This is a genomic window from Duganella phyllosphaerae (genome assembly GCF_001758785.1).
GTDB classification, from domain to species: Bacteria; Pseudomonadota; Gammaproteobacteria; order Burkholderiales; family Burkholderiaceae_D; genus Rugamonas; species Rugamonas phyllosphaerae.
This window is the reverse complement of sequence record NZ_LROM01000125.1, coordinates 44,518-67,102: the sequence shown is the minus strand read 5'-3', so window position 1 is coordinate 67,102 and position 22,585 is coordinate 44,518. Positions and strand designations below refer to the sequence as shown.

Here is a 22,585-nt window from a genome sequence, read left to right as displayed (position 1 = left end):
CCCAGCTGCCACTGCATCAAGCCGAGCGCCACGCCGGCCAGCGCCGCTGCGCTCAATGCGGTAGCGGCGGGGACCAGCAGGCGCAGGTAGAGCGACTCGAGCGCATCGATGTCGGCAGTGAGGCGGAACAGCAATTTGGCAGGGCTGCGCAGCAGGCGGCTGGCGGCATCGGGACGCGACCAGCCGCGGAACAGCCGCACCCGCAATTGGGCCAACGCGCCGAAGGTCGCGTCGTGCGTGACCAGCCGTTCGGCGTAACGGGTACCGGTGCGGCCCAGCGCCAGCAGGCGGATGCCGGCCGATGGGGCGAACACATCGAACATGAAGGCGGTCGAGGCGCTCATGCCGGCAATCGCCGTGGCGGTGATGAACCAGCCGGACAGGCCAAGCAAGGCCATGCCGCCCAGCGTGGTCAACGCCGCCAGCGCGGCGCCCAGCAGCAGGCGCCTCGGTTCCGCCAGCAGCAGCTGGCGCAGCGCGGTGTGTGGGGCGGCCTTCATGCAATACTCCTTTGCGGCGTGGTGCGCGCGGACAGGTCGATGGCGCGGTGCAGACGCGCGGCCAGTACCGGGTCGTGAGTGGCGACCAGCAGGGTCTTGCCCCTGGCCAGCGCCAGCAGGGCGTCGGTCACGCGGGCGGCGGTTTCGCTGTCGAGATGCGCGGTCGGTTCGTCCACCAGCAGCAGGTCGGCGTGCGGCCACACGGCCACTCGCGCCAGTGCCAGGCGCACGGCTTCGCCCCCGGACAGGCCGTGGCCGCCGTCGGCCAGCATCACGCCGGGCTGCGCTTGCGCCACGGCGCCCAGTTCGGCCAGGTGCAACGCATCGGAGACCGCCAGGCTGGCATCGACCGGACGGCCGAGGGTGATATTGTCTGACACCGAGGCGGAAAACACGTGCGGGCGCTGCCCCATCCAGGCCATGCGCCGGCGCAGCGTGGCGGCGCTTTGCTCGGCCAGATCAACGCCGCCGATGCGGATGGCGCCGCCGTCGGCCGGCAGCAGGCCTGCCAGCAGCACCAGCAAGGTCGTCTTGCCGGCGCCGCTCGCGCCCAGCAGGGCCACGTGTTCGCCGGGGCGCACGGTGAGGGAAAAGCCGTCGAACAGCGCTTGCTCGCCGGCGTGGGCGAACTGCAGGGCGCAGACCTCGACTGCTGGCGCCGACCTTGCTGGAAGACCGTTGATCGCGGTGCGCGCAGATTGGCTGGCCGCGCCCGAGCCGGCGCGCGCACCAGTGCCAACAGCAGAGCCAACAGCAGAGCCGACAGCGGTGCTAACGGTGGCGCTAACGGCGGCGGCTGCACCGTTGGCGTCCCCGATCAGCATCACGCCATCGGCCGCCAGGTCGCGCAAGCCGGCCAGCCCCGCCTCCCCGGCCGCCTTGTCATGCCACACCGCAGCCAGCTCGCGCAATGGTTCGAAAAACGCCGGCGCCAGCAGCAGGATGAACAGCCCCTGTCCCAGCGTCAGCTGTGCACCCCAGGCGCCGACATCCAGGGTGCCCAGCAGCGAGAAGCCGATATACACGGCCACCATCGCCACCCCCAGCGCCGAGAACAGCTCCAGCACCGCCGACGACAAAAACGCAATGCGCAGCACGGCCATGGTGCGGCGGCGCAGCGACTGCGCGGTATCGCCCAGGCGGGTGGCGGTGGCGTCCACCGCGTCCAGCGCGCGCAAGGTCGCCAGGCCGCGCAGGCGGTCGAGCAGGAAAGCGTTCATGCCGCCCAGCTCCACCATGTGGGCGCGACTGGCCGCTTGTGCGCCCATGCCCACCAGCGCCATGAACACCGGTATCAGGGGCGCTGCCACCAGCAGCACCAGCGCAGCGATCCACGACAACGGCGCGATGGCGGCCAGGATCGCCAGCGGCGCCAGCACGGCCTTCCAGCGCGCGGGCTGGAAGCGCACCAGGTAAGGCACCACGGCTTCGGCCTGCTCGGCCAGTACGCTGGCGGCCTGCCCCGACCGGGCGCGGTCGCGGTCCAGCGGCGAACGGCGCGCCAGCGCTGCGATTGCGCCAGCGCGCAGCGCCGACAAATGGCTGCGCGCCGCAGCGTACATCGTGCGCGCGCCCCAGGCCTCGGCCAGCGCGCGCAGCACGCCCAGCACCAGGATGACCGCTGCCGGCAGCAGCGCGGCACGCCAGCCATTACCTGCCACCATGCCCTGTACCGCCCACGCCAGCAGCGTCGCCTGCGGCAACCACGCGAGGGCGGCGGCGCCCTGCACCATCGCGGGCAGACGGGGAACGACGAACACCGGCGGGGAAACACTTGCGGAAGACATGATAAACATCCTGTAATTACTGAGTTTTCAGAAATTCTTGTAAATTCGATTTTTAGTATAATACGTTGAAACGATGATGTACATCACTTTTAAACACGGAGACGTCCACCATGCCCAATACTCCAGCCGCACCGACGCCAAACAACTTCCAGATGACGCCACTGGCCCAGGGCTTCATCAGCCACTTCGGCGAGATGGGCAGCCGCTGGGGATTCAACCGCACGGTGGGACAGGTGTATGCGCTGCTGTTCGTGTCCGAGCAGCCGCTGCACGCGGACGAAATCGCCGAGCACCTGGCGTTCTCGCGGTCGAACGTCAGCATCGGTCTGAAGGAATTGCAAGGCTGGGGCTTGATACGGCAGACGCGCCTGCCGGGCGACCGGCGCGAGTATTTTTCATCGCTGGGCGATGTCTGGCAGATTTTCAAGGTGGTGGCGGCCGAGCGGCGCCGGCGCGAAGTGGCGCCCACGCTGACCGTGTTGCGCGAATCGCTGATGGCGCCGGCGGACGAGCCTGGCGACCGCTACGCCCAGCAGCGCATGCGCGAGATGTACGAACTGGTGGACCTGGCCAACACCTGGTTCGAGGAGATGCAGCACCTGTCGCCCGAGTCACTGGCGCAGCTGATGAAGATGGGCGCCAAGGTGCAAAAGCTCCTCAGCACCAAGGACCGCCTGCTGGGCGGTAAGGCCAAATCCTCCTGAACTACTAGCGGAAGCCTTCGAAAGCCACCTTCAGCATGTGGCGCACAATGTCGTCGTTGGACATCTTGCTGTACTTTTGCAGGTACTCCACCGCCGGATCACAGGTGCGCGCGTAGTAGCTGAACAGGATCACGTCGGTGGGCAGGTCGCGGCTCAGCAGCCCCTGCTCCTGCGCCTGTTCCACCATGGCCTCGAGCTGGCGATTGAGTTTCCTCACGCGCAGCATGTACTTCAGATTACGCATCAACATCTCGCGCACGTGGGCGCTGGTCGAGGGCAGAAACGGCAGGCCGCCGTCCAGGCGCACCCGCAGCGCCCACTCGAGCAGCGCCGATAATTTTTGCAACGGACCGAGGTTGGCGTCCAGCGCCGCCACGTAGTCGAGCGCGCCTTCCAGCAGGCGTATCAACGCCTCCCCTACCAGCTCCTCCTTCGACTTAAAGTGCTTGTACAGGCTCGGCTTGGAGATGCCGACCGCGCCCGCGATGTCGTCCATGGTCATCAAGTCATAGCCCTTGTTGCTCAGCACAACCGTCGCGACATCGAGAATGGCCTGCTCGCGCAGCTTAAATGCCTGATTTTTAAAGCTTATTTTCGGAAAGATACTCATGAGTTAAATTTCGCTACTAATCAGTAGCGTTTATGATTGATTGGTAGTAATATTATCACGCAGGTAGAAACACGGTCGCGATATTGACAACAATCATATACATACATGACTCCAACACGCCAACGCATCGCCGTCATCGGCGCCGGTATATCCGGCCTGGGCAGCGCCTATTTTCTCAACCGCCAGCACGACGTGGTGCTGTTCGAAGCGGGCGGCTACCTCGGTGGCCATAGCAACACGGTGGACGTCACGCTCGAGGGCAGCACCTGCGGCGTCGATACCGGCTTCCTGGTTTTCAATGAACGCACCTACCCCAACCTGATCGCCCTGTTCGAGGAACTGGGCGTGGCCAGCATCGCCAGCGACATGTCGTTCGGCGTGTCGATGGACGATGGCGCCATGGAGTGGGCGGGCACCAGTCTCGACACCGTGTTCGCCCAGCGCGCGCACCTGTTGTCGCCATCGTTCCTCGGCATGATCAAGGACATCCTGCACTTCAACCGCCATGCCGACGCCTACCTGGCGCAGTGCCTGCAAACCCCGGTCACGCTTGGTGCGCTGCTGCGGCAGCATGGCTATGGCGAGCGTTTTCGCGAAGCCTACATGCTGCCGATGGCCGCCGCCATCTGGTCCAGTTCACCGCGCGACATCCTCGATTTTCCGGCCGCGACCTTTCTGCGCTTTTGCCTGAACCACGGCCTGCTGCAAGTAAACGACCGCCCGCAATGGCGCACTGTGGCCGGCGGCTCGCGCAACTACGTGGCCAAGATGGCCGCCACCCTGCCCGAGCGCCGCGTGGCCAGTGCGGTGGGCGGGGTGAGGCGTGAAAACGGTCAACTGGTGGTTTCCAGCAGTGCCGGCGACGAAGTCTTCGACGCCGTGGTCTTCGCCACCCACGCCCCCACCACGCTGGAACTGCTGCTCGACGCCGACGCGGACGAGCGGGCCATCCTGGGCGGGGTGCGCTACCAGCCCAACCGCGCCTGGCTGCACACCGATGTGCGCCTGATGCCGCGCCGGCGCAAGGTGTGGTCGGCCTGGAATTACCTGTCGAGCCCCGCGCAGGACGGCCAGCGCCCGGTGTGCGTGACCTACTGGCTCAACCAGCTGCAGGACCTGCCGTTCGAGACGCCGGTGCTGGTTACGCTCAATCCGCACAGGCCGCCCGCGCCGGAAACGGTGCACGCCAGCTTCGACTACGAACACCCGATCATGGATCAATCCACCATCGCCGCCCAGCAGCAACTGCCGAGCATCCAGGGCAAGGACGGCATCTGGTATGCCGGCGCCTGGACCGGTTACGGCTTCCACGAGGACGGCCTGAAGTCGGCGCTGCGCGTGGCGGTCGCCTTCGACGTGGCGCCCGACTGGATGGTGCTGCCGTGACGCTCTCTGTTACAGCGCCGGCGGCGCAGCTGGTGCACGGCCAGGTGATGCACGAGCGCCTGCGCCCGGCGCGCAACCGCTTCGTCTACCCGGTATGCTACGTGCGCCTGAACCTGGCACGGCTCGATGCCGATGCCGGCGCGCTCACCAGCCGCTGGTTCGGCGTGGATTGCTGGCGGCCGCTGTCGCTGCGCACCCGCGACTACGGCCCCCGCGACGGCGCCAGCCTCGACGCCTGGATGCGCGCGCTGCTGCGCGAACACGACATCGATGCAGACGGCGAAATCTGGCTGCAAACTTTTCCGCGCGTGGTCGGCTATGTATTCAATCCGGTCAGCTTCTGGCAGTGCTACGACGCCGCCGGACGCCTGGCCGCCGTGCTGGCCGAAGTGAACAGCACCTTCGGCGAAACCCATCGCTACCTGCTGCGCATGGCGACGACCGGCCCCCATGCCGGCACGGCGATCGCCACCAAGCTGCTGCACGTTTCACCATTTTGCGAAGTGAAGGGCGAATACCGCTTCCGCTTCCGGCTCGGCGAGCTGGCGCAGCACACCGCCATCGACTACCACGACGACGAGGGCCTGCTCCTGAAGACCGCCGTCAGCGGCCGACCGGTGCCGCTCACCGCCGCCGCCGCCCGCCGCGCCCTGCTGCGCTATCCGCTGCTGGGCGTGGCCATCGTCGCCCGCATTCATTGGCAAGCGCTGCGCCTGTGGCGCAAGCGCGTGCCCTTTTTCAGCAAGCCGCCCGCGCGGCTGCCCGACACCACCGTACACCAGGAGACCGCCCGATGACCACCACCGTGACGACCCCGCCGTTGGCGGCGCCCGCAGGGGCCCGCATGTTCCTGAAATTATTGGCGCGCATCCGCCGCGGCCACCTGGAACTGATCACGCCCGACGGCGCGCGCATGGTCTTCGGTAACGCCCACGACACCGAGGGCGCCGCGCTGCACGTTCACGACTGGCGCGCCTGCCAGCGCATCCTGGCCGCTGGCGACATCGGCTTTGCCGAAGCCTACGCCGCCGGCTGGGCCGATACGCCCGACCTCACGGCCCTGATGCGGCTGGCCCTGCGCAACGAGGCGGCATTGGACCAGATGCTGTTCGGCGGCGCCCTGGCGCGCTGCTGGTATCGCCTGCGCCACTGGCTGCGGCCGAACAGCCGCAAGGGCAGCGCACGCAACATCCACGCCCACTACGACATCGGCAACGATTTTTACCAGCTGTGGCTGGACTCAACCTGGACCTATTCCAGCGCGATCTTTGCCGGCGACTATAGCCAGGCACTGGAAAGCGCCCAACTGCGCAAGTACCAGCGCATCATCGACACGCTGCAACTGCGCGCCGGCCACCGCGTGCTGGAAATCGGCTGCGGCTGGGGAGGATTTGCGGTGCACGCGGCGCAGCAAGGCATACAAGTGCACGGCGTGACGATCTCGCCCTCGCAGCTGGAGGTGGCGCACCAGCGCATCGCCGCGCTCAAGCTGGGCGACCTGGCGCAGCTCGAACTGCGCGACTACCGCGACCTCGATGGCCAGTACGACGCCGTGGTCTCGATCGAGATGTTCGAGGCGGTGGGCGAGCGTTACTGGGCCGGCTATTTCGAGACCGTGGCGGCGCGCCTGGCGCCCGGTGGCCGCGCGCTGGTGCAGTCGATCACCATCGGCGAAGAATTTTTCCCGCGCTACCGCAGCAGCGCCGATTTCATCCAGCAGTACATCTTCCCCGGCGGCATGCTGCCCAGCGTGGAGCGCTTCGAGCGCCACGCCGCGCGCGCCGGCCTGCAGCCGCAGGAGCGCTACGCCTTCGGCCCCGACTACGCCGAGACGCTGCGCCGCTGGGACGCCGACTGCCGCGCCAAGCGTCCGGCCATCGACGCGCAAGGCTACGACCAGCGCTTCATGCGCATCTGGCATATGTACCTGGCGTATTGCGAGGCAGCGTTCGACGAGGGACGCACCGACGTGGTCCAGTTCCTGCTGAAAAAGGCCTGAGCCCATGAAGCCCTCGAGCATCGGCGTGCTGCGCGCCCTGGTCCTGACCGCCGTGCTGGCCAGCGGCTGGTGCAGCGCCGCCACCTGGCGCGACGACCTGCCGCAGGCGCAGGCAATGGGCGGCGGCGAGATGCGCTTCCTCGGTTTTCGGATTTACCACGCCACCTTGTGGGCCGATCAAAAGCCGTTCCAGCCAGGCCGCGCCTTCGCGCTGCAACTGACCTACCACCGCAGCATCGCGCGCGACCGCCTGGTGCAGACCAGCATCGACGAGATCCGCCGCATCAGCCGCCCCGCCATCGACACTGCCACGCTGGCGCGCTGGGAAACCGCGCTGCGCGGCGCCATGGTCGATGTGGCCGAAGGCGACCAACTGATCGGCGTGTACGTGCCGGAACGCGGCATGCGCCTGTACAGCGAACAGAAACTGCTGGCCGATATCGACGACCCAGCGCTGGCGCGCGCCTTCTTCGCGATCTGGCTCGACCCGGCCACGCGCGACCAGGGCTTGCGCCGCCAGTTATTGGGACAGCCGTGAGCCAGCACACGTCCCAGTGGCGCTATGCGGCCTATGGCCTGGCCGGCCTGCCGCTGGCCATGTCGGCGCTGCCGGTGTACGTGCAGGTGCCGGCCTATTACACCTCGGTGCATGGCATGTCGCTGGCCACGCTGGGCTGGATCCTGTTTGCCGCGCGCCTGGTCGATACCGTGCAGGATCCGCTGCTGGGCCACGCCATCGACCGTCTGCACGGCGGCATCGCCCGCTGGATGGCGCCGGCCGCGCTGCTGCTGGCGTTGTCGTTCGCCGGCCTGTGGCTGCCGCCGATGGCTGGCGTCTCGAGCGGCTGGTGGCTGGCGGCCATGCTGGTACTGGTGTACACCGCGCACAGCATGGTCAACATCGCCTACCTGGCCTGGGGTGCACGCATCGGCGGCCATGACAACAAGCCGGCGCAACTGGCCGCCGCCGGCTGGCGCGAAGGTGCGGGGCTGGTGGGCGTGATGCTGGCCAGCGTGATCCCGGCGGCGATCCTGCAAGGCGATCCGGCTCGCGCACCAGCCGACATGCTGCTGTTCAGCGCCCTGTTCGGCGGTTTGCTGCTGCTGGCGATGCTGGCCCTGCTGCGCGCGGCGCCAGCCTGGCCACAACCGGTGCAGGCCGCAGCCGACTGGCGCGCGGCGCTGCGCCGCATGGCCGCCAACCAGGGCTTTCGCCGCCTGCTGGCACCGTATTTTCTGAATGCGTTGTCGGTATCGCTGCCGGCCACGCTGGCGCTGTTTTTCATCAACGACCGCCTGCAGGCGGGCGCCATGGCCGGGCCGTTCCTGGCCTGTTACTTCGCTGCGGCCGCCTGCGGCCTGCCGCTGTGGACCCGGCTGGCCGCGCGCATCGGCCCCGCCGCCTGCTGGCGGCTGGGCATGGTGCTGGCGGTACTGGGCTTTGCCGGCGCCAGCCTGCTCGGCCCCGGCGACACCTGGCCTTACCTGGCCGTGTGTATCGCCGCCGGCGCCGCGCTGGGGGCCGACCTGGCCATGCCGCCGGTACTGCTGGCGCGCCTGATCGACACCGGCGAATCGACCGGCATCTACTACGGCACCCTTACCCTGCTGGGCAAGCTGGCGCTGGCCTTGTCCGGGCTGGCGTTGCCGGTACTGGCGTGGCTCGGTTATCGGCCCGGCGTGGCCGAACACACGCTGGCGCTGGCGCTGGTCTACGCGGGCGTGCCTTGCTTGCTCAAGCTGCTGGCATTGTATTCATTGAAATCGCTGTCGCGGCTCGCACCGCCCCTTCCTTCATCATCACGGAGCATCCCATGAAAAAACCGCTGATCGCCGCATCGCTGGCGGCCCTGCTGGCCGGCTCCCTGGCCGGCTGCGCCGGTCCCGATGTGCAGCACTACAAGAACGTGGCGCCCAAGCTGGACGTGGCGCGCTACTTTGCCGGCACCACCGATGCCTGGGGCATGTTCCAGCGACGGAACGGCGAAGTGGTCAAGCGCTTCCATGTCACCATCACCGGCACCGGCGACGACCAGGCGTTTACGCTCGACGAACGATTCCGCTACGACGACGGCACCACGGAGCAGCGCGTGTGGAAACTGACCCGCGCGGCGGACGGCGGCTGGATCGGCCGCGCCGGCGACGTGCGCGGCGAGGCCAAAGGGGAAGTCGCCGGCAACGCGCTGCGCTGGCAGTACACCCTGATGCTGCCGGTGGACGGCACCACCTGGGCCATGAGCATGGACGACTGGATGTTCCTCATCGACGACTGCACCATGATCAACCGCGCCAGCATGAGCAAGTTGGGCGTGGAAGTGGGCCAGGTCACGCTGACCTTCAGGAGACGCGCATGCGCCCCCTGAACCGCTGCATTCCCGACTGGCGCGGACGGCGCGTGTGGGTGGTCGGCGCATCGAGCGGCATCGGCGCCGCGCTGGCAACCGAACTGCTGCAGCTGGGCGCCCGCGTGGCCGTCTCGGCGCGCCGCGCCGACCGCCTGCAGGCGCTGGCACAGGACCACGCCAGCGCCATCGTGGCGCCGTTCGACATCGTGGACATCGACGCCTGGGGAGCGCAGTATCGCGCCATCTGCGACCAGGCCGGCGGCGTCGACCTGATCGTATTTTGCGCGGCCGACTACCAGCCCGAACGCAGCTGGGAAGTGACCGCCGCCGGCGCCGCGCACACGCTGGCCGTCAACTTGGGCAGCGTGTACACTGGCCTGGCAACCGTACTGCCCGACATGCTGGCGCGCGGCAGCGGCGGCGTGGCCATCGTGGCCAGCGTGGCCGGCTACCTGGGTTTGCCCAACGCCAGCGTGTACGGTCCCGGCAAGGCGGCGCTGATCAACCTGGCCGAGTTGCTGTACCTGGACCTGCATCCACGCGGACTCGATGTGTACCTGGTCAATCCGGGCTTCGTGCAAACCTCGCTCACGGCCAAGAACGATTTCCCCATGCCGGCGCTGCAAACGCCGCAGGCGGCAGCGCAGGCGATCCGGCGCGGACTGGCGCGGGGCGCATTCGAAATCCACTTCCCCAAGCGTTTCACGTGGGCGATAAAACTGGTGCGCATGCTGCCCTACCGGCTGCGCTTTGCCATGATGGCCAACCTGCTCAAACCGCAATGACCGTCCTCGAACCTCTGCTGCAATGGTACGCCGCGATCACCCCGCAAACGATCGCGCGCGCCGCCGAATTTTATGCCGCCGACGCGCACTTTCGCGACCCGTTCAACGACGTGCGCGGCGTGCCGGCCATCGAAACCATTTTTCGCCACATGTTCGCCTCTACCGAGCAGCCGCGCTTCGTCATCATCGAGCGCATCGCCCAGGGCGACCAGGCTTTCGTGACGTGGCGTTTCCTGTTTACGCTGCGCGGGGCGGAGTACCAGGTGGAAGGCGGCAGCCACCTGCGCTTCAACGCGCAGGGACTGGTAATCGAACACCGCGACTACTGGGACGCCGCAGAAGAACTGCTGCAAAAACTGCCGCTGATCGGCGCCCCTATCCGCTGGCTGCGCGGCCGCTTCAAGGCAGGCTGACACGCTTGCGCATCTTGGTGAAAGCGAGCGATCTGCCATCGATTCTGAACATGTCGGCCAATCGGTTCGATAGTGTAGGCAATGCTCATTGCGTGTACAGTTTCTTGGTCATGAAGATGCGGCTGACGCCTTCCTGCTCGGACGCGATCTCACCGAACCGTGTCCAGCCATTTTTCTCGTAAAAGCCGGGCGCCTGGAAGCTGATGGTGTACAGCACAGCGGAGCGGCAACCGCGCGCCCGCGCCTCGGCTTCGAATGCATCGAGCACCTTGGTTCCGAGGCCTGCGCCGCGTGATGTCTCGGGAAGATGAAAAAGATCCAGGAAAGCCAGGCCCAGCGAAGTTCTACCCATGGCACCGCCCAGAACCTCGCCGGTCTCGGGATGCTGGACGATGACATTCAACGGCCGCCGATCAGTGGCGCCACACGCCGCCTGGTTGAAATTATCCAGACCGGCGCCCAGGATTTTCTCGAATTCGGCGTTTTCGGTATCGCCGACAACAATAAGATTTTCTTTCAAGTCAGTTCCTTTTGACGGTTGCAGCCTGCCCCGCCCGCAACAGTGGATACGGATTGATCGCGCCGCCCATATCGTACACGCCATAGTGCAGGTGCGGCGGCGTGCCTTTGGCATTGCCCGTATCGCCTACGTAGCCCAGTACCCGACCGGCCTCGATGCGCATGCCGGCTTCCACGTCCGCGTAGCGATCGAGGTGGGCATAATAATGGCGCTGGCCGCCCGGCCCCATCACCCACACCACCTGGCCACCGAGGCGATTGGTGCCAACGCGCGCGACGATGCCTTCGGTGGTCGACAGCACGGGCGTGCCGCGCCTGGCGAAAATATCGATGCCCTCGTGCTTGCGCCCTTCGCTGCGTGCTCCGCCCCAGGTATCGCGCAAGGCGCGCGGCTTGACGCCTTCGACCGGCACCGGCAGCGTGGTGGGCTTGTCCATCGCAGCCAGGCGCACCGTGTACATGGCGCGCTCGATGCCTGGTCCAAGGAACACGTAGCCCAGGATAACGACCACCAGGACGACCAGGATACTTAAAAATATTCGAATAGCCCTCATTGTTGGCTAACTGTCATTCCGGACTCCATCCCCTACCCCCGCCAAACCCCGCAAAGAACCCCGCCCGGGTACTGTAAGCAGTCCTGGCCTGCTGCGCATCGAGCACCCGGCCATGCTGGCGCATGCTCGTGTCGAGCGGTTTGCCGTCGATATCCATGCTGCCGTATTCACGCCAGCCGGCAATGGCTGTTGCCTGCGCCGGGTTGGGCGCCGGCTGCTTGGCGTTCGGTCCGGCCCAGCCGGCGGGTGCGATGTGGGGACCCATGCGGCAGTTGATGAAGGCGACGTGGTCCCAGGTGGCGGCGTAGCCGGGGCTGCGGGCCAGCCAGGTGGCGCCGGCCGGGACGTCGTTGCCGGTCGGGCCGGGGCCGTGGGTCAGGCGGCTGTTGACGAACATGAAGCCCTTGTCCTGCGCAGCGAGCGTGCGCGCCTGCAGCAGGTAGCCGCCGCTTTTACCATTGCCGCTATCGCCGACGGTGCGCAATTCGCTGTCTTCGAACAGCGCGGCGCGGTTGTTGCCCCAGATGTAGTCCACGTTGCCGGCGATGAGCGAGCGGTAGAACCACGAATAGCCGCGCACCTGCACCGTATCCTGCTCGCTGTACAAGCTGGCGTTTTTGACGATGAGCCGCCCTTCGCTGTTGAAGAACAGCGCCTCGGCCTGGCCGCCGGTGGGCGAGGCGCGCAAGGCGCTGTTGCGCAGCGTTAGGCCGTCGATGGTCACCAGGTCGGCATCTTCGATCAGGAACAATGCCCGGCCGCCGGTGATGCCGGGCGAGCGTGCGTCCTGCGCCGTGCCGGACCCGGGATTCACGCCGTCGCTGTTGGCGGCGTCGATTACCACGCCGTCGCGGCTCTGGCCGCGCAGGGTGAGGTTGTCCTTGCCGCGCAAGTACAGCAGCTCCTGGTAACGGCCAGCGCGGATGGTGACGGTGACCGGCGCCGTGCGCGCGGTGTGCTGCATGGCGTAATTGAGTGCGCCCTGCACCGTGCGGAAGTCAGCCGCGCCGTCGTCGTCCACCACCATGTCTTGGGCGCCCTGTAGCAAGGCGGCGCGGGTAGTAAAAGTCCAGCCCTGCTCTTTGGTGACACCGGCAAACGCCACGCCGCCGATGGCGCCAAGCAGCATGCCGTCATCGACCGTCACGCGGTACTGCTCGCCCGGCGCCAGCCTGGCGTTGTGCATGTGGATGATGGCGTCGCGCCCTTCGATGGCGACCGGCTGCCAGCGCACGGCGCGCCGCAACGGCTGGCCGGCGTAACCGAGCGAGTCAAACTCGCCGCCGGTGCGGACGGTGTCCACCAGCGCGCCGTCGCGCACGCGGTAGACGCGAATGGCGCCGCCAGACTCTCCCAGCGTGGGCGCCTGATCGAAGCGCAGCCGCAGCGGCGTATCGAACGGTACTTGATGCTCGCCTATCGCTGGCGTGATGGCGCCAGCCAGCTTGACCTCGGAACGACGCGCCGGACTGGCAGCAAGCACCCTTACCTCCAGCACCGATTGCACATTGGGGTTCTGCGGGTCGGCAAGAGTGACCGTGGTGACACCGGCTGCGCGCGGCGCCAGTACCACCGCGCCATCGGTCACCGTTGCCGTCACCAGCGACGGTTGCGCAGCCGTGGCGGTGAAGCGAAGCGCTTGCGCGCCGTTGGCCGGCGCGGCGATGGCGGCGTCCTGCAGAGCGCTTGGAGTGAGATAACCGGCCGGGGAGACCGGCGCGTTGGCGTTGGCGGTCGCTGTCGTTGCCGCGCCTGCATTGGCAGCCACACGATAAGCACCCAACGCGCTCACCGGCAGTGCCAGCGGTGCATCCCCCACCGACAACTGCACCCGCTGCGGCGCGCGCGCGAGCGCCAGCCTGGCCGGCTTGTCGATGGCGGCGCCGGTCACCGGCACGCTCATCTCGAACGCCGTTCCCTGCGCCACCACGCCGTAGCTGCCCGCCTGCGCCAGCGCGCCGTCGATCACGCTGGTGATCCGTTCGCCGTCGAGATACGCGGTGAGGCTGCTGCCGGCCATCTCGAGCCGCACCGTGTAAAACCGCCCATCCGCTGCAGCTGCGCGGTTGAACTGTTTGAGGCGGGTGAGACGGCCGTCCTGCATGCGCACGATCTCGATCTGCATGCGTCCGTTGGCATCCTGCCAGGCCAGGCCGGCGCCGTACCAGTTGCCGTCATCCTGGTAGCGGCCCACCACGTAGGCGCGGCCATCGGCGCCCGACGATGCCAATGGCCGCAGCCGGGCTTCAACGTAGGCATCAGCGGCGCCGGCGCCGGCAATGCGTACCGGCGCATCGGCTTCAATCCGCGTGGGCGCACCGGTATCCGCAGCGCCAGCGTGGGCAACGACAGGCGCCAACACAGCCAGCGCCAGCAGGGCTTTCAATAACATCGCGTCTCCATGGTTTTCGAATCACTTGTGCGGTCATTCTAAACCATGCGTCGTCAGTGACGAATGCCCTGCCGCTTCAAGAATGCCAGCAGCGGTCCCGGCTCGTCGGTCTGGATGGTATCCACGCCGGCGCCGATCAGATCGCCCCATGCCCGGCCCGACGTGCGCAGCGCTTCCAGGTCGCCGCCCATGCCGATCACGCTGATCACGCCCACCGACGTCAGCGTGTTGGCCCACAGCCGGACCCCGCCCGCTGCCGCCAGCTTGCGCACCGGCGCCAACTGCTCGCGCGGCAGGAACACCAGCTCCACCCCTGCCGGCCGCCGCTGCGCCGCCAATTGGCGCGTCACCACCTGCGCGGCACTGGCGCCCTCGCCCTTGCCGGTCCACGCGCCCACGATCGGCATGTACGGCACCGCTGCAAAGGCCGGATCGTCGGCGCCCACGCCCGCTGCGTCGAGGTTCACGAAACTCTTCACCAGCACGTAACGCGCCATGCCGTGCGCGGTCGCTTCCGCAATGGTCTGGGCGTAGATGTCGTCGTCCTTGATGTCGAGGTTGATCATGATGCGGCCCCTGGCAGCGGCCAGCATCTGCGCCAGCGTGGACAGGTGCTCGTCGGTGAGCTCCGGCGACATCTGCGCGCCCATGTTTTGCTTCAGGCGCAGCGCCTGCAACTGCGCCAGGGTCAGGTCGGCCACCTTGCCGCGGCCATCGGTCGTTCGGTCGACCGTGGCGTCGTGGATCACCACCAGCGCACCATCGGCGCTGCGGCGCACGTCGAGCTCCATCATGTCCACGCCCAGGCGCACGCAGTGTTCCAGGGCGGCCAGCGAATTCTCGGGCGCCGCCGCCAGCTTCTGCTGCGGCGAGGCGTTGTGGCAGCCCCGGTGCGCCACGATGAACACGCCGGCGGACGGCTGGTCGAACTTGCGGCGGATCGTATCCGCGTGATCGGCAGCCATGGCGGGCTGCGTTCCAGCCAGCAGCAGCGCCGCGTACCATACCTTCAAATAGCGGCCCATGTTAAAACTCCGGCGTGTAGCGCAAGCCCACCCACGCCACCTTCGGCACGGAATAGGTATCCTTGAGCAGGTTCATCGACGGTCCGGTGAGGCTGGTCATGCGCTTGCCGGTGACGTTCTGCACCTGGCCGAACAGGGTCAGCTCGCGCGTAAGCTTGTAGCTGGCCTGCAGGTCCACCTGCGAGCGCGGCGCCCAGTACAGGTCCTGCCAGGCGATATCCGGCACGATAGCGCGCAGCGCCTTGCCCTGGCGGTTGTACGCCGCGCGCAGTTCCAGTCCGGCGCTGGCATAGAACACGGTCAGGTTGGCGGTGCGGTCGGGCTGACCCACCAGGCGGTCGATGTCGCGTGCGGAGCCATCGGACCGGCGCACCGTCATCTTGCCATCGAGCGCGCTCCAGTTGGCGCTCAAGCCCATGTCGGCGATGAGCGGGTGGATCCAGCCCAGCGAGTTGACCACCGCACTCAGTTCCGCGCCCCGGATCGATGCCTTCGACGCATTGGCCGGCCGCGTGACCACCGCGTTCACATAGTTCACACCCTGGTAGGTGTAGCCCTGCGAGGCCTGGTTGAAGATCTCGTCCTTGATGTCCTTGTTGAACACCGCCACCGACAGCAGGCCCTTGGCCGCCTTCGGCAGGCGGTAGTTCAGTGCCAGGTCGGTGTTGGTGGACAGGCGCGGCTTGATGTCCGGGTTGCCCACCGTGACCGCCACACCGGTGGCGTTTGGATTGCCCGTGTCGCCGACGTTGGTGAAACTGATGGCGCTGCGCGCCGCGTAGGAATCGTAAGTGGGCCGGCCGATGGTCTGGCTGGCAGCAGCGCGCAGGTCGAGGTCCGCGCTGGCCTGCCACGTGGTTTGCAGCGACGGCAACAGGAAGTTGTAGCGCGACGACGTGGGCAGCGGCGTCCAGGCGCCGGCCACCAGCGCGCGGCCGGCGGTGTTGAGCAGGGTGCGGTCGTCGCGCAGGCCCACCAGGGTTTTCCACTGTTCGGTGTTGAAACTGACCTGGGCGTAAGCGCCCAGCGTGCGCTCGCGATGCTCGAAGTTGTCCTGGTTGCTGAACGCAGTCTGGTTGGTGGTGTTCAGGCCACCGGCCGCCCGCAGCGCCTCGATCTGGGCGCTGGCCGCCTGCGGGTCGATGGTGATCAGTCCCAGGCCATTCTGGCTGTAGCGCAGCGGTGCGGAAGGGCCGGTCACGCCAAGCAGAGTGAGCGCGGGCTGGCTGGTGTTCGGTTCCAGGTCGTTGCGATGAATATTGTAGCCAGGACGGTCCACGGTGTAAGCGGCGCCCACGGCAAAGCCCACGCCCGGCTGATCGAGTTCGCGCCGGTAGTCGGCGCGCACGTTGCCGATGGTGTCCTGCGCCGAGCGGCGGTAGTCGTCGCGGTAGTACAGCAGCTTGTAGTTGGACAGGTTGTTGTATGCCGCCGGCGAGACGTTGAACGAATGATTCAGATTGCTGGTGTCGTAGTCGAACGCGTATTCCGGCGTGGCGACGGGAATGGCGCCGCCGGTGCCGGGTGCGCTGTAGCTGGCATTGGTGCCGTACTTGATCATCCTGATCGGTTCACGGTAGGTAGCGCGCGAGACGTTGGCGCGCAGGCCCAGCGTCTCGTGGTCGGCGATCTGCCAATCGACACCGCTTTGCAGCAGCCGCGTTGCGCTGGTCATGTCCTGCTGCGAGTAGCCCACTTCGACGTCGCCGCCCGGATAGCGGCCGGACGTCGGCCCCTGGTTTTGCACGGTGAGCGTATTGCGCGGATCGATCAGGTTTTCGTTGCGCACCATCTGGTCGCGGAACTTGTAATAGCCGCCGGTGACAAAGCCATACACCGATTGCCATGGCTTCGCTTCGAGCTTGACGGTGAGGCCCAGGCGCGAGCGCTGGTCCTGCACATACCAGTACTTGTCCTGCTGCGGCACGGCATAGCCGTTGCCGAGGTTATTGCCACTGAGGCGGTTGCCGGCCGCGTCGTAAAAATTCTCGAACACGGTGTCGGTGGTCATGTGCGTGTCGGTGCTGGTATCGAGCTTCTGGTAGTTGGCCGCTACCACCATGCCGTACTGTTTAGCGTCGCCAAAGGTGAAGCTGCCGGTGGAGATCACGCGCTGGCCGATACGGTCCTGCGGCCGTGGGCGCGAACCGTCGCTGGCCGCCCCACCCGCTCCCTCGATGGTAAAGAACGGCCGGCCGCCGCGTTCGAAGGCGCTGCGCGTTTTGAGGTCGATGGCGCCGCCGATGGCGTTCGGTTCCTGGTCGGCGCCGAAGGTTTTGGACACCACCAGCTCGCTGATCATCGACGACGGCAGCAGGTCGAGCCGCACGCCGCGTCCGATCGAACCGAGATTGCCGTTCGGCGTACCCGGCGAGGCCAGGGGCGAGCCGTCGATGGTGACGTTGTTGTAGGCCGCACCCAGGCCGCGCAGCACCGGCGTGGCCGCCTCGTCGCGCGGGTGCTCATTGTCCAGCGTGGGCAGGACCGAGAGCCCCGGCACCCGGCGCAGCGTTTCGACGATGGTGTTGTCGGGCAGACCCTGCACCTCGTTGGCGCTGACCACGTCGGCGATGCCGCTGCGATCGAGCTTGCTCTCGATGGCTTTCAGGTAGGCGCGCTTGATGCCGGTGACGGTGACGACGGTGTCAGGCGTCGCCTGGTTATCGGCGTTGGCCGGCTGGGCCGCTTGCTGGGCGTGGGCGCCGGTCGCCATGGTCAGCGCCACGGCGGTAGGCGCCAGCAACCAGCGGTGTTTGGTCATGGTGTACTTCATGTTGTTCGATCCCCTTGCAGATGGTGCCGCGCCGGCTGGAATGCCTGCTGCGATCGGCATCGAGTGTAGGGTCGGCGCCGCTTGCCGGGGTGCGTTTCACGGTCAAATCTCACCGTGAAATACGCTGTCAAAACCGCTGTCTCAGCGCGGCGCCACGCGCGTGCCCAGCACCGCGATATCGGTGCTGCCATTGGCCTGCAACACGCATTGCAGCAGCACTTCGAAGTCGCCGATCGCGCCATTTTCCCGCTGCGCCCGGTGGATCAGGGGCCCGAGTTGCGCGGGATTCATCATGAACTCGATGGCGGCGTCGGTCCCGGCCGAGGTGGTACCGCCGATCAGCAGCGTGTGGCCGTCGCCGCTCAGGTTGCGTTTGAAGCCGATCAGCGCATAGCCGCGCCGCGCCGGGTCGCGTGAAGAGAACGGGTAACGCGGCCGTTCACCGCTGACGGGCCGGTCGTTCAGAATGAGAAAATCACCGGTTTCACTGTCCCAGTCGATGTGAAAATTGAACTGGTTGCGATACAGCGCCCACCAGGGATTGGAAGACTCGACGCCGACGAGGATGGTGTTGTCGTGCTTGAGGTCTGACAGTTTCACATCACGTGAAAAGCGCACGTGATACCGCTGCGGCGCGGCGGTGGCCAGCTTGCCCAGTTCCGCCGCCAGCGTCACCGACGACATGCCGGTGTACCGGCGTGCGTTGTAGCGTTCCACCTCCAGCGTTGGCGTGTCCGCCGCACCGGGACGGTTGGCGATGTAGTCGGCCAGCGGCACTGCGCGGCGCGTATCGCCCTGGTACATCACCAGGCCGTTGTCGGACACCACCAGCGTGGCATCGCGGTCGGCCGGCAGCATGGTGGCCCAGAACCGCGTACTCGCATCTTGCGCCGAACTGCTCGCTGCGTCATCGCGCGACTGCCACCACAGGATGGCCATGGCGGCCAGCACCAGCAGCATCAATGCGGGCATCAGCGCCGCCAGCCGCCAGTGATGCGCCGAAGGGACCGGGACATGCGTCGCTGGCGGCGGCGAAGAGGCAACAACGGATGCAGGCATTGGCTCCGGAGAAGCTGCCAGCGGCGCTAGAGGCACAAACACCGGCACATATGCGCCCCGTGGAATCGCGATGCGAAACGCTTCCGCACGGCCCTCGTCCTCGTAATACTGGTCGAGGCGCTGGCGCAGCAGCCGCGCCGTGCTGCGCACGATGGTGTCGTCGGAAGGGTTGTAATGGTCGGGGCGGCCGAAGACGGCCGTGCCAATGCGCTGCTCGGAGAGCTGTTTTTCCTGGCCGTCGAGGGTTGCGACGCAGACGTGGCGCAGAAAAGCCGTCAGCCGTCCGCTGCGCGAAAACGCCTGGCTGGCCAGGATGCGCGCCAGCGCGGCGGTGAACTCTTCCCGCTGCGCCGCCAGCCCACCCGGGCGCGATTGCGCGCCTGCGATTGCTTCCGTTGACATCCGCTTCCATCTCCAGCCGACCATGATCACCCACAGGCTAGCAGGCGATTGTGACAACAGCGTGAATTGGCGGGGGAATCCATAAATTCATTGATTAAAATGAATTTTGGCGATAACCTCGAATTCCTGCGATTGCCTGCCAAAGCGCGTAATGAAATCCGTAATTGAAAACGATGAAGTCTGCACCACCCAGCGCGCGGCCGAAATCCTCGGCGTCTCGGTCTCCTCGGTCCAGCAACTGGTGGAGTCGGGCGCCATCGACGCCTGGAAAACCCGTGGCGGCCACCGCCGCATTCCCATGGCAGCGGTACTGGCTTACAAGGGCCAGCCGGGCCGCGAGCGGGCCACCATCCTGGTCGTGGAAGACAATCCGATGCAGCGCATCCTGTACCAGAAGCACCTGGGCGCCTGGAACCTGACGGCGCAACTGGTATTTTGCGAGAACGGCTACCAGGCCTTGCTGGAAGTGGCCCGCCGCCAGCCCGACATCGTCGTCACCGACATCGTCATGGAAGGCATCGACGGCTATGAGCTGCTGAACACCATCGTCAACGACCCGCAACTGCGGCCCATGCACATTGCCGTCGTCTCGGCGCTCGGCGAATCGGATCTGGTGGCGCGCGGCGGTTTGCCGCCGGGCGTGGTCTTTTTCGGCAAGCCGGTCAACTACGACGAATTGCGCGGCTACCTGCGCGCCGGCTGCGCCAACTTCCTGCGGGCCGCCCGATGAGCCACTACCGTTACCAGAGCATCGACCCCACCGTGCTGATGGAGGCGGCCGGCGATCACGGCACCTTTATCACGCTGTCGCACACCTTCCTCGAACATGCGCCGGGATTGTTCTCGCGGCTGGAGCAGGCGTTCGCGCGGCGCGACTATCAGGCGATTGCCGCCAGCAGCCACGCGCTCAAGGGCATGGCGATGCTGATCGGCGCCGCCACGTTCTCGAGCGAACTGCAACGCCACGAGTCGGCCGCGCGCCAGGGCTGCGCGCTCGACGCCGCCCAGGCCGAACTGGCGCCGCTGCTTGCGCTGGTAATGCGCGAGGTCACCCAGAGCATCGTACGCGCGGTACCGCAGAACTGAGCCGCCGCGCGCCATGACCGTCGTCCGACGCCGCTGGAGCGCCCTCACCGCGCGCCGCGCCACCGTACTCGTGTGCGTGGTGCTGCTGGCCATGCTGGGCGCAACCACCGCGCTGGTGAGCTGGCGCCTGTACGTCCACGAAATCGCCGACTGGCGCGGCGAACTGGAAAACCTCACCCTCGTGCTGGCCGAGAACACCGCCCAGACCATGACCTCCACTTACCAGGTGCTCGACAGCATCGACGCGCTGGTGGCCGACGCCGCCGACAAAGCCGGCCCATCACCGACCGCGCGCCAGGCGGCACTCGGCAGCGCGCGCATGTCCCAGGCGCTGCGCGACCGCATCAGCGTGTCGCCGCAAATCAGCGTGGCCACCATCATCGCCGCCAGCGGCAACGTGATCAACTTCACCCGCAGCCATCCGGCGCCGCCCATCAACGTGGCCGACCGCGACTATTTTTTGCACCACGCGCAGAACGACTCGCCCAAGCCGTTCCTCTCCACCCCGGTGCGCAACAAGGGCAACCAGACCTGGACATTTTACGTGAGCCGGCGCCTGAACGACCCTGCCGGCCGGTTCGCCGGCGTGATCCTGGTGGGCGTATCGTGCGATTTCTTCGGCGAGTTTTTCCGCAACGTGAGCCTGGGCGAACACGCCGCCATCTCGCTGTACCGCAGCGACTTTACCTTGCTGGCGCGCTGGCCGGTGCGCGAGTCCATGATGGGCAAACGCAACCTGGGCGGCGCCACGTACGACGTCATCAGCGCCGGCAAGCAGCACGACGTGGTGCTCACCAGCAGTCCGCGCGCGGCAGACGGCATGCGCACGGTGCAGCGCATGGGCGCCGTCCGCGTGGTGCGCGACTACCCGCTGATCATCAACGCCACCATCACCGAAGAACTGCTGTTCGCCGGCTGGCGCAACAACCTGCGCATGCTCGGCGCGGTGGTCCTGCCCAGCATGATCGCGGTACTGATTGCCTTTGTGCTGATGGCCTTCCTGCTCAAGCGCCGCGAGGAAGATGCGCGCCAGGCGCTGGCCCTGAAGGCCGAAGCCGACGCCGCCAATGCCGCCAAGTCGCGCTTTCTGGCCGTGACCAGCCACGAGATCCGCACGCCGATGAACGGCATTGTCGGCATGAGCGAGTTGATGCTCGACACCCGCCTCGACGCCACCCAGCGCACCTACGCCGGCAATGTGCACCACGCCGCGCTGGAACTGCTCCACATCATCAACGACCTGCTCGATTTTTCTAAGGTCGAAGCTGGCCACATGCAGCTCGAACGGCAGGCCTATGCGCCGGCCCAGCTGATCGAACAGGTATTGGCGCTGCACCGGGCCAGCGCCGAACGCAAGCAGCTGCGCCTGTCGGTCGATGTCGATCACCTGCCTGGCCACGTCGAAGGCGACCCTGCGCGGGTGCGCCAGGTGCTGGGCAACCTGGTCAACAATGCCGTCAAGTTCACCCCTGCCGGGGCCATTGGCATCCGCTTGCAGGCCATCGCACCATCAGCCGGCGCCGACCCCGCGCAGTGGCGCCTGCGCTACTCGGTGACCGACAGCGGCATCGGCATCTGTCCGCACGCGCAGTCCCACCTGTTCGAACCGTTTCGCCAGGCCGACAGCAGTATCGGCAACCGCTACGGCGGCACCGGCCTGGGCCTGGCGATCTGCAAGCACCTGGTCGAATTGATGGGCGGCGCCATCGGGTGCGCCAGCATCCCGGGCCAGGGCTCGACCTTCAGCTTCGAGCTGCCGGCGCGGCTGATGCCGGCGCCGCCGGCCGACAGCGCGCCGGCGTCGGCGCAGGTCGCCGCATCCGTCCCGGCGCCTGCCGGCCATGCGCTGCTGGTGGAGGACACGGAAATGAACCGGCAGCTGGCGCGCATCCTGCTGCGCAAGCTCGGCTGGACCGCCGACGAAGTACACGACGGCCAGCAGGCGCTCGACGCGCTGACGGCGCGACGCTACGACCTGGTGCTGATGGACTGCATGATGCCTGTGATGGACGGCTATGAAGCGTGCCGCCGCCTGCGTGCGCAGGAAGCGGCCAACGGCTGGCCGCATACGCCGGTGATCGCGCTTACCGCCAATGCCATCGACGGCGACCGCGCGCGCTGCCTGGCAGCGGGGGCCGATGGCTACCTGACCAAGCCATTTACGGCCACCGCCTTTGCCGACGCCATTCGCCGCTGCACCGGCGACTGAATCGTCATAGAATGGCGCTATCGTTCAAAAACCAATG

Annotated in this window: 20 protein-coding genes and 1 pseudogene; 12 read left to right on the top strand and 9 right to left on the bottom strand. The window is 66.8% G+C overall.

Annotated elements, in window-relative coordinates:
- Positions 1–500 (bottom strand): annotated as a pseudogene (locus tag DUPY_RS21905) (ABC transporter ATP-binding protein); the annotation flags it as partial.
- Positions 497–2,287: a thiol reductant ABC exporter subunit CydD gene (cydD, locus tag DUPY_RS21900; protein ID WP_070251063.1), complete on the bottom strand. Its 1,791-nt coding sequence runs from the start codon at positions 2,285–2,287 to the stop codon at positions 497–499. The pseudogene DUPY_RS21905 and the gene cydD, both read right to left, overlap by 4 nt.
- A gap of 110 nt (positions 2,288–2,397) precedes the next feature.
- Between cydD and DUPY_RS21895 the strand changes: the two genes are divergently transcribed.
- On the top strand, positions 2,398–2,991 hold the full coding sequence (locus DUPY_RS21895; protein ID WP_070251051.1) for a GbsR/MarR family transcriptional regulator: 594 nt from the start codon (positions 2,398–2,400) through the stop codon (positions 2,989–2,991).
- A 4-nt stretch (positions 2,992–2,995) separates the two neighbouring features.
- On the opposite strand, the gene DUPY_RS21890 is transcribed toward DUPY_RS21895, so the two are convergent.
- The gene (locus DUPY_RS21890) at positions 2,996–3,601 is read right to left on the bottom strand and encodes a TetR/AcrR family transcriptional regulator (protein ID WP_070251049.1); all 606 of its coding nucleotides are present in this window, start codon (positions 3,599–3,601) and stop codon (positions 2,996–2,998) included.
- Positions 3,602–3,706: 105 nt separating this feature from the next.
- Between DUPY_RS21890 and DUPY_RS21885 the strand changes: the two genes are divergently transcribed.
- Genes DUPY_RS21885 through DUPY_RS21850 form a run of 8 tightly spaced genes read left to right on the top strand, consistent with a single transcriptional unit; the run spans position 3,707 to position 10,529 of the window.
- Positions 3,707–4,987, top strand: a complete 1,281-nt coding sequence (locus DUPY_RS21885; protein WP_070251047.1) for an NAD(P)/FAD-dependent oxidoreductase — start codon at positions 3,707–3,709, stop codon at positions 4,985–4,987.
- A 47-nt stretch (positions 4,988–5,034) separates the two neighbouring features.
- Complete coding sequence (locus DUPY_RS21880) at positions 5,035–5,784, top strand: DUF1365 domain-containing protein (protein WP_070251060.1); 750 nt, start codon at positions 5,035–5,037, stop codon at positions 5,782–5,784.
- On the top strand, positions 5,781–6,986 hold the full coding sequence (locus DUPY_RS21875) for an SAM-dependent methyltransferase (protein ID WP_070251045.1): 1,206 nt from the start codon (positions 5,781–5,783) through the stop codon (positions 6,984–6,986). Before DUPY_RS21880 ends, DUPY_RS21875 begins: the two co-directional genes overlap by 4 nt.
- Before the next feature lie 4 nt (positions 6,987–6,990).
- The gene (locus tag DUPY_RS21870; RefSeq protein ID WP_070251043.1) at positions 6,991–7,524 is read left to right on the top strand and encodes a chalcone isomerase family protein; all 534 of its coding nucleotides are present in this window, start codon (positions 6,991–6,993) and stop codon (positions 7,522–7,524) included.
- Entirely contained in the window at positions 7,521–8,804 is a 1,284-nt protein-coding gene (locus DUPY_RS21865; protein WP_267875836.1) for an MFS transporter, read from the top strand. The genes DUPY_RS21870 and DUPY_RS21865 overlap by 4 nt, the downstream gene beginning before the upstream one ends.
- Positions 8,801–9,349 (top strand): DUF3833 domain-containing protein, encoded by a 549-nt coding sequence (locus tag DUPY_RS21860; RefSeq protein ID WP_070251041.1) that lies wholly within the window; start codon positions 8,801–8,803, stop codon positions 9,347–9,349. Before DUPY_RS21865 ends, DUPY_RS21860 begins: the two co-directional genes overlap by 4 nt.
- On the top strand, positions 9,337–10,116 hold the full coding sequence (locus tag DUPY_RS21855) for an SDR family NAD(P)-dependent oxidoreductase (protein ID WP_070251039.1): 780 nt from the start codon (positions 9,337–9,339) through the stop codon (positions 10,114–10,116). The genes DUPY_RS21860 and DUPY_RS21855 overlap by 13 nt, the downstream gene beginning before the upstream one ends.
- Positions 10,113–10,529 carry a nuclear transport factor 2 family protein gene (locus tag DUPY_RS21850; protein WP_070251037.1) on the top strand — a complete coding sequence of 139 codons (417 nt, stop codon included), beginning with the start codon at positions 10,113–10,115 and terminating at the stop codon, positions 10,527–10,529. The genes DUPY_RS21855 and DUPY_RS21850 overlap by 4 nt, the downstream gene beginning before the upstream one ends.
- Before the next feature lie 85 nt (positions 10,530–10,614).
- Here DUPY_RS21850 and DUPY_RS21845 read toward each other — a convergent pair whose 3' ends face one another.
- The 6 genes from DUPY_RS21845 to DUPY_RS21820 form a co-directional block, all read right to left on the bottom strand.
- Entirely contained in the window at positions 10,615–11,049 is a 435-nt protein-coding gene (locus DUPY_RS21845; protein ID WP_070251035.1) for a GNAT family N-acetyltransferase, read from the bottom strand.
- Position 11,050: 1 nt separating this feature from the next.
- Positions 11,051–11,509: a M23 family metallopeptidase gene (locus DUPY_RS21840; protein WP_371851810.1), complete on the bottom strand. Its 459-nt coding sequence runs from the start codon at positions 11,507–11,509 to the stop codon at positions 11,051–11,053.
- 106 nt (positions 11,510–11,615) lie between these two features.
- Positions 11,616–13,994: a pectinesterase family protein gene (locus DUPY_RS21835; protein WP_070251031.1), complete on the bottom strand. Its 2,379-nt coding sequence runs from the start codon at positions 13,992–13,994 to the stop codon at positions 11,616–11,618.
- A 53-nt stretch (positions 13,995–14,047) separates the two neighbouring features.
- Entirely contained in the window at positions 14,048–15,019 is a 972-nt protein-coding gene (locus DUPY_RS21830; protein WP_070251029.1) for a glycerophosphodiester phosphodiesterase family protein, read from the bottom strand.
- 1 nt (position 15,020) lies between these two features.
- Positions 15,021–17,780 carry a TonB-dependent receptor gene (locus DUPY_RS21825; RefSeq protein WP_208600081.1) on the bottom strand — a complete coding sequence of 920 codons (2,760 nt, stop codon included), beginning with the start codon at positions 17,778–17,780 and terminating at the stop codon, positions 15,021–15,023.
- 153 nt (positions 17,781–17,933) lie between these two features.
- Positions 17,934–19,253: a hypothetical protein gene (locus DUPY_RS21820; RefSeq protein ID WP_070251025.1), complete on the bottom strand. Its 1,320-nt coding sequence runs from the start codon at positions 19,251–19,253 to the stop codon at positions 17,934–17,936.
- Between the two features lie 151 nt (positions 19,254–19,404).
- Here DUPY_RS21820 and DUPY_RS21815 point away from each other — a divergent pair, with 151 nt between their 5' ends.
- From DUPY_RS21815 to DUPY_RS21805, 3 genes are read left to right on the top strand one after another with little or no spacing between them, the layout of a single operon-like run.
- Entirely contained in the window at positions 19,405–19,983 is a 579-nt protein-coding gene (locus DUPY_RS21815) for a response regulator (protein WP_070251024.1), read from the top strand.
- The gene (locus DUPY_RS21810) at positions 19,980–20,339 is read left to right on the top strand and encodes an Hpt domain-containing protein (protein ID WP_070251022.1); all 360 of its coding nucleotides are present in this window, start codon (positions 19,980–19,982) and stop codon (positions 20,337–20,339) included. The genes DUPY_RS21815 and DUPY_RS21810 overlap by 4 nt, the downstream gene beginning before the upstream one ends.
- 13 nt (positions 20,340–20,352) lie before the next feature.
- Positions 20,353–22,548 carry a hybrid sensor histidine kinase/response regulator gene (locus DUPY_RS21805; protein ID WP_070251020.1) on the top strand — a complete coding sequence of 732 codons (2,196 nt, stop codon included), beginning with the start codon at positions 20,353–20,355 and terminating at the stop codon, positions 22,546–22,548.
- Positions 22,549–22,585: the final 37 nt, after the last annotated feature.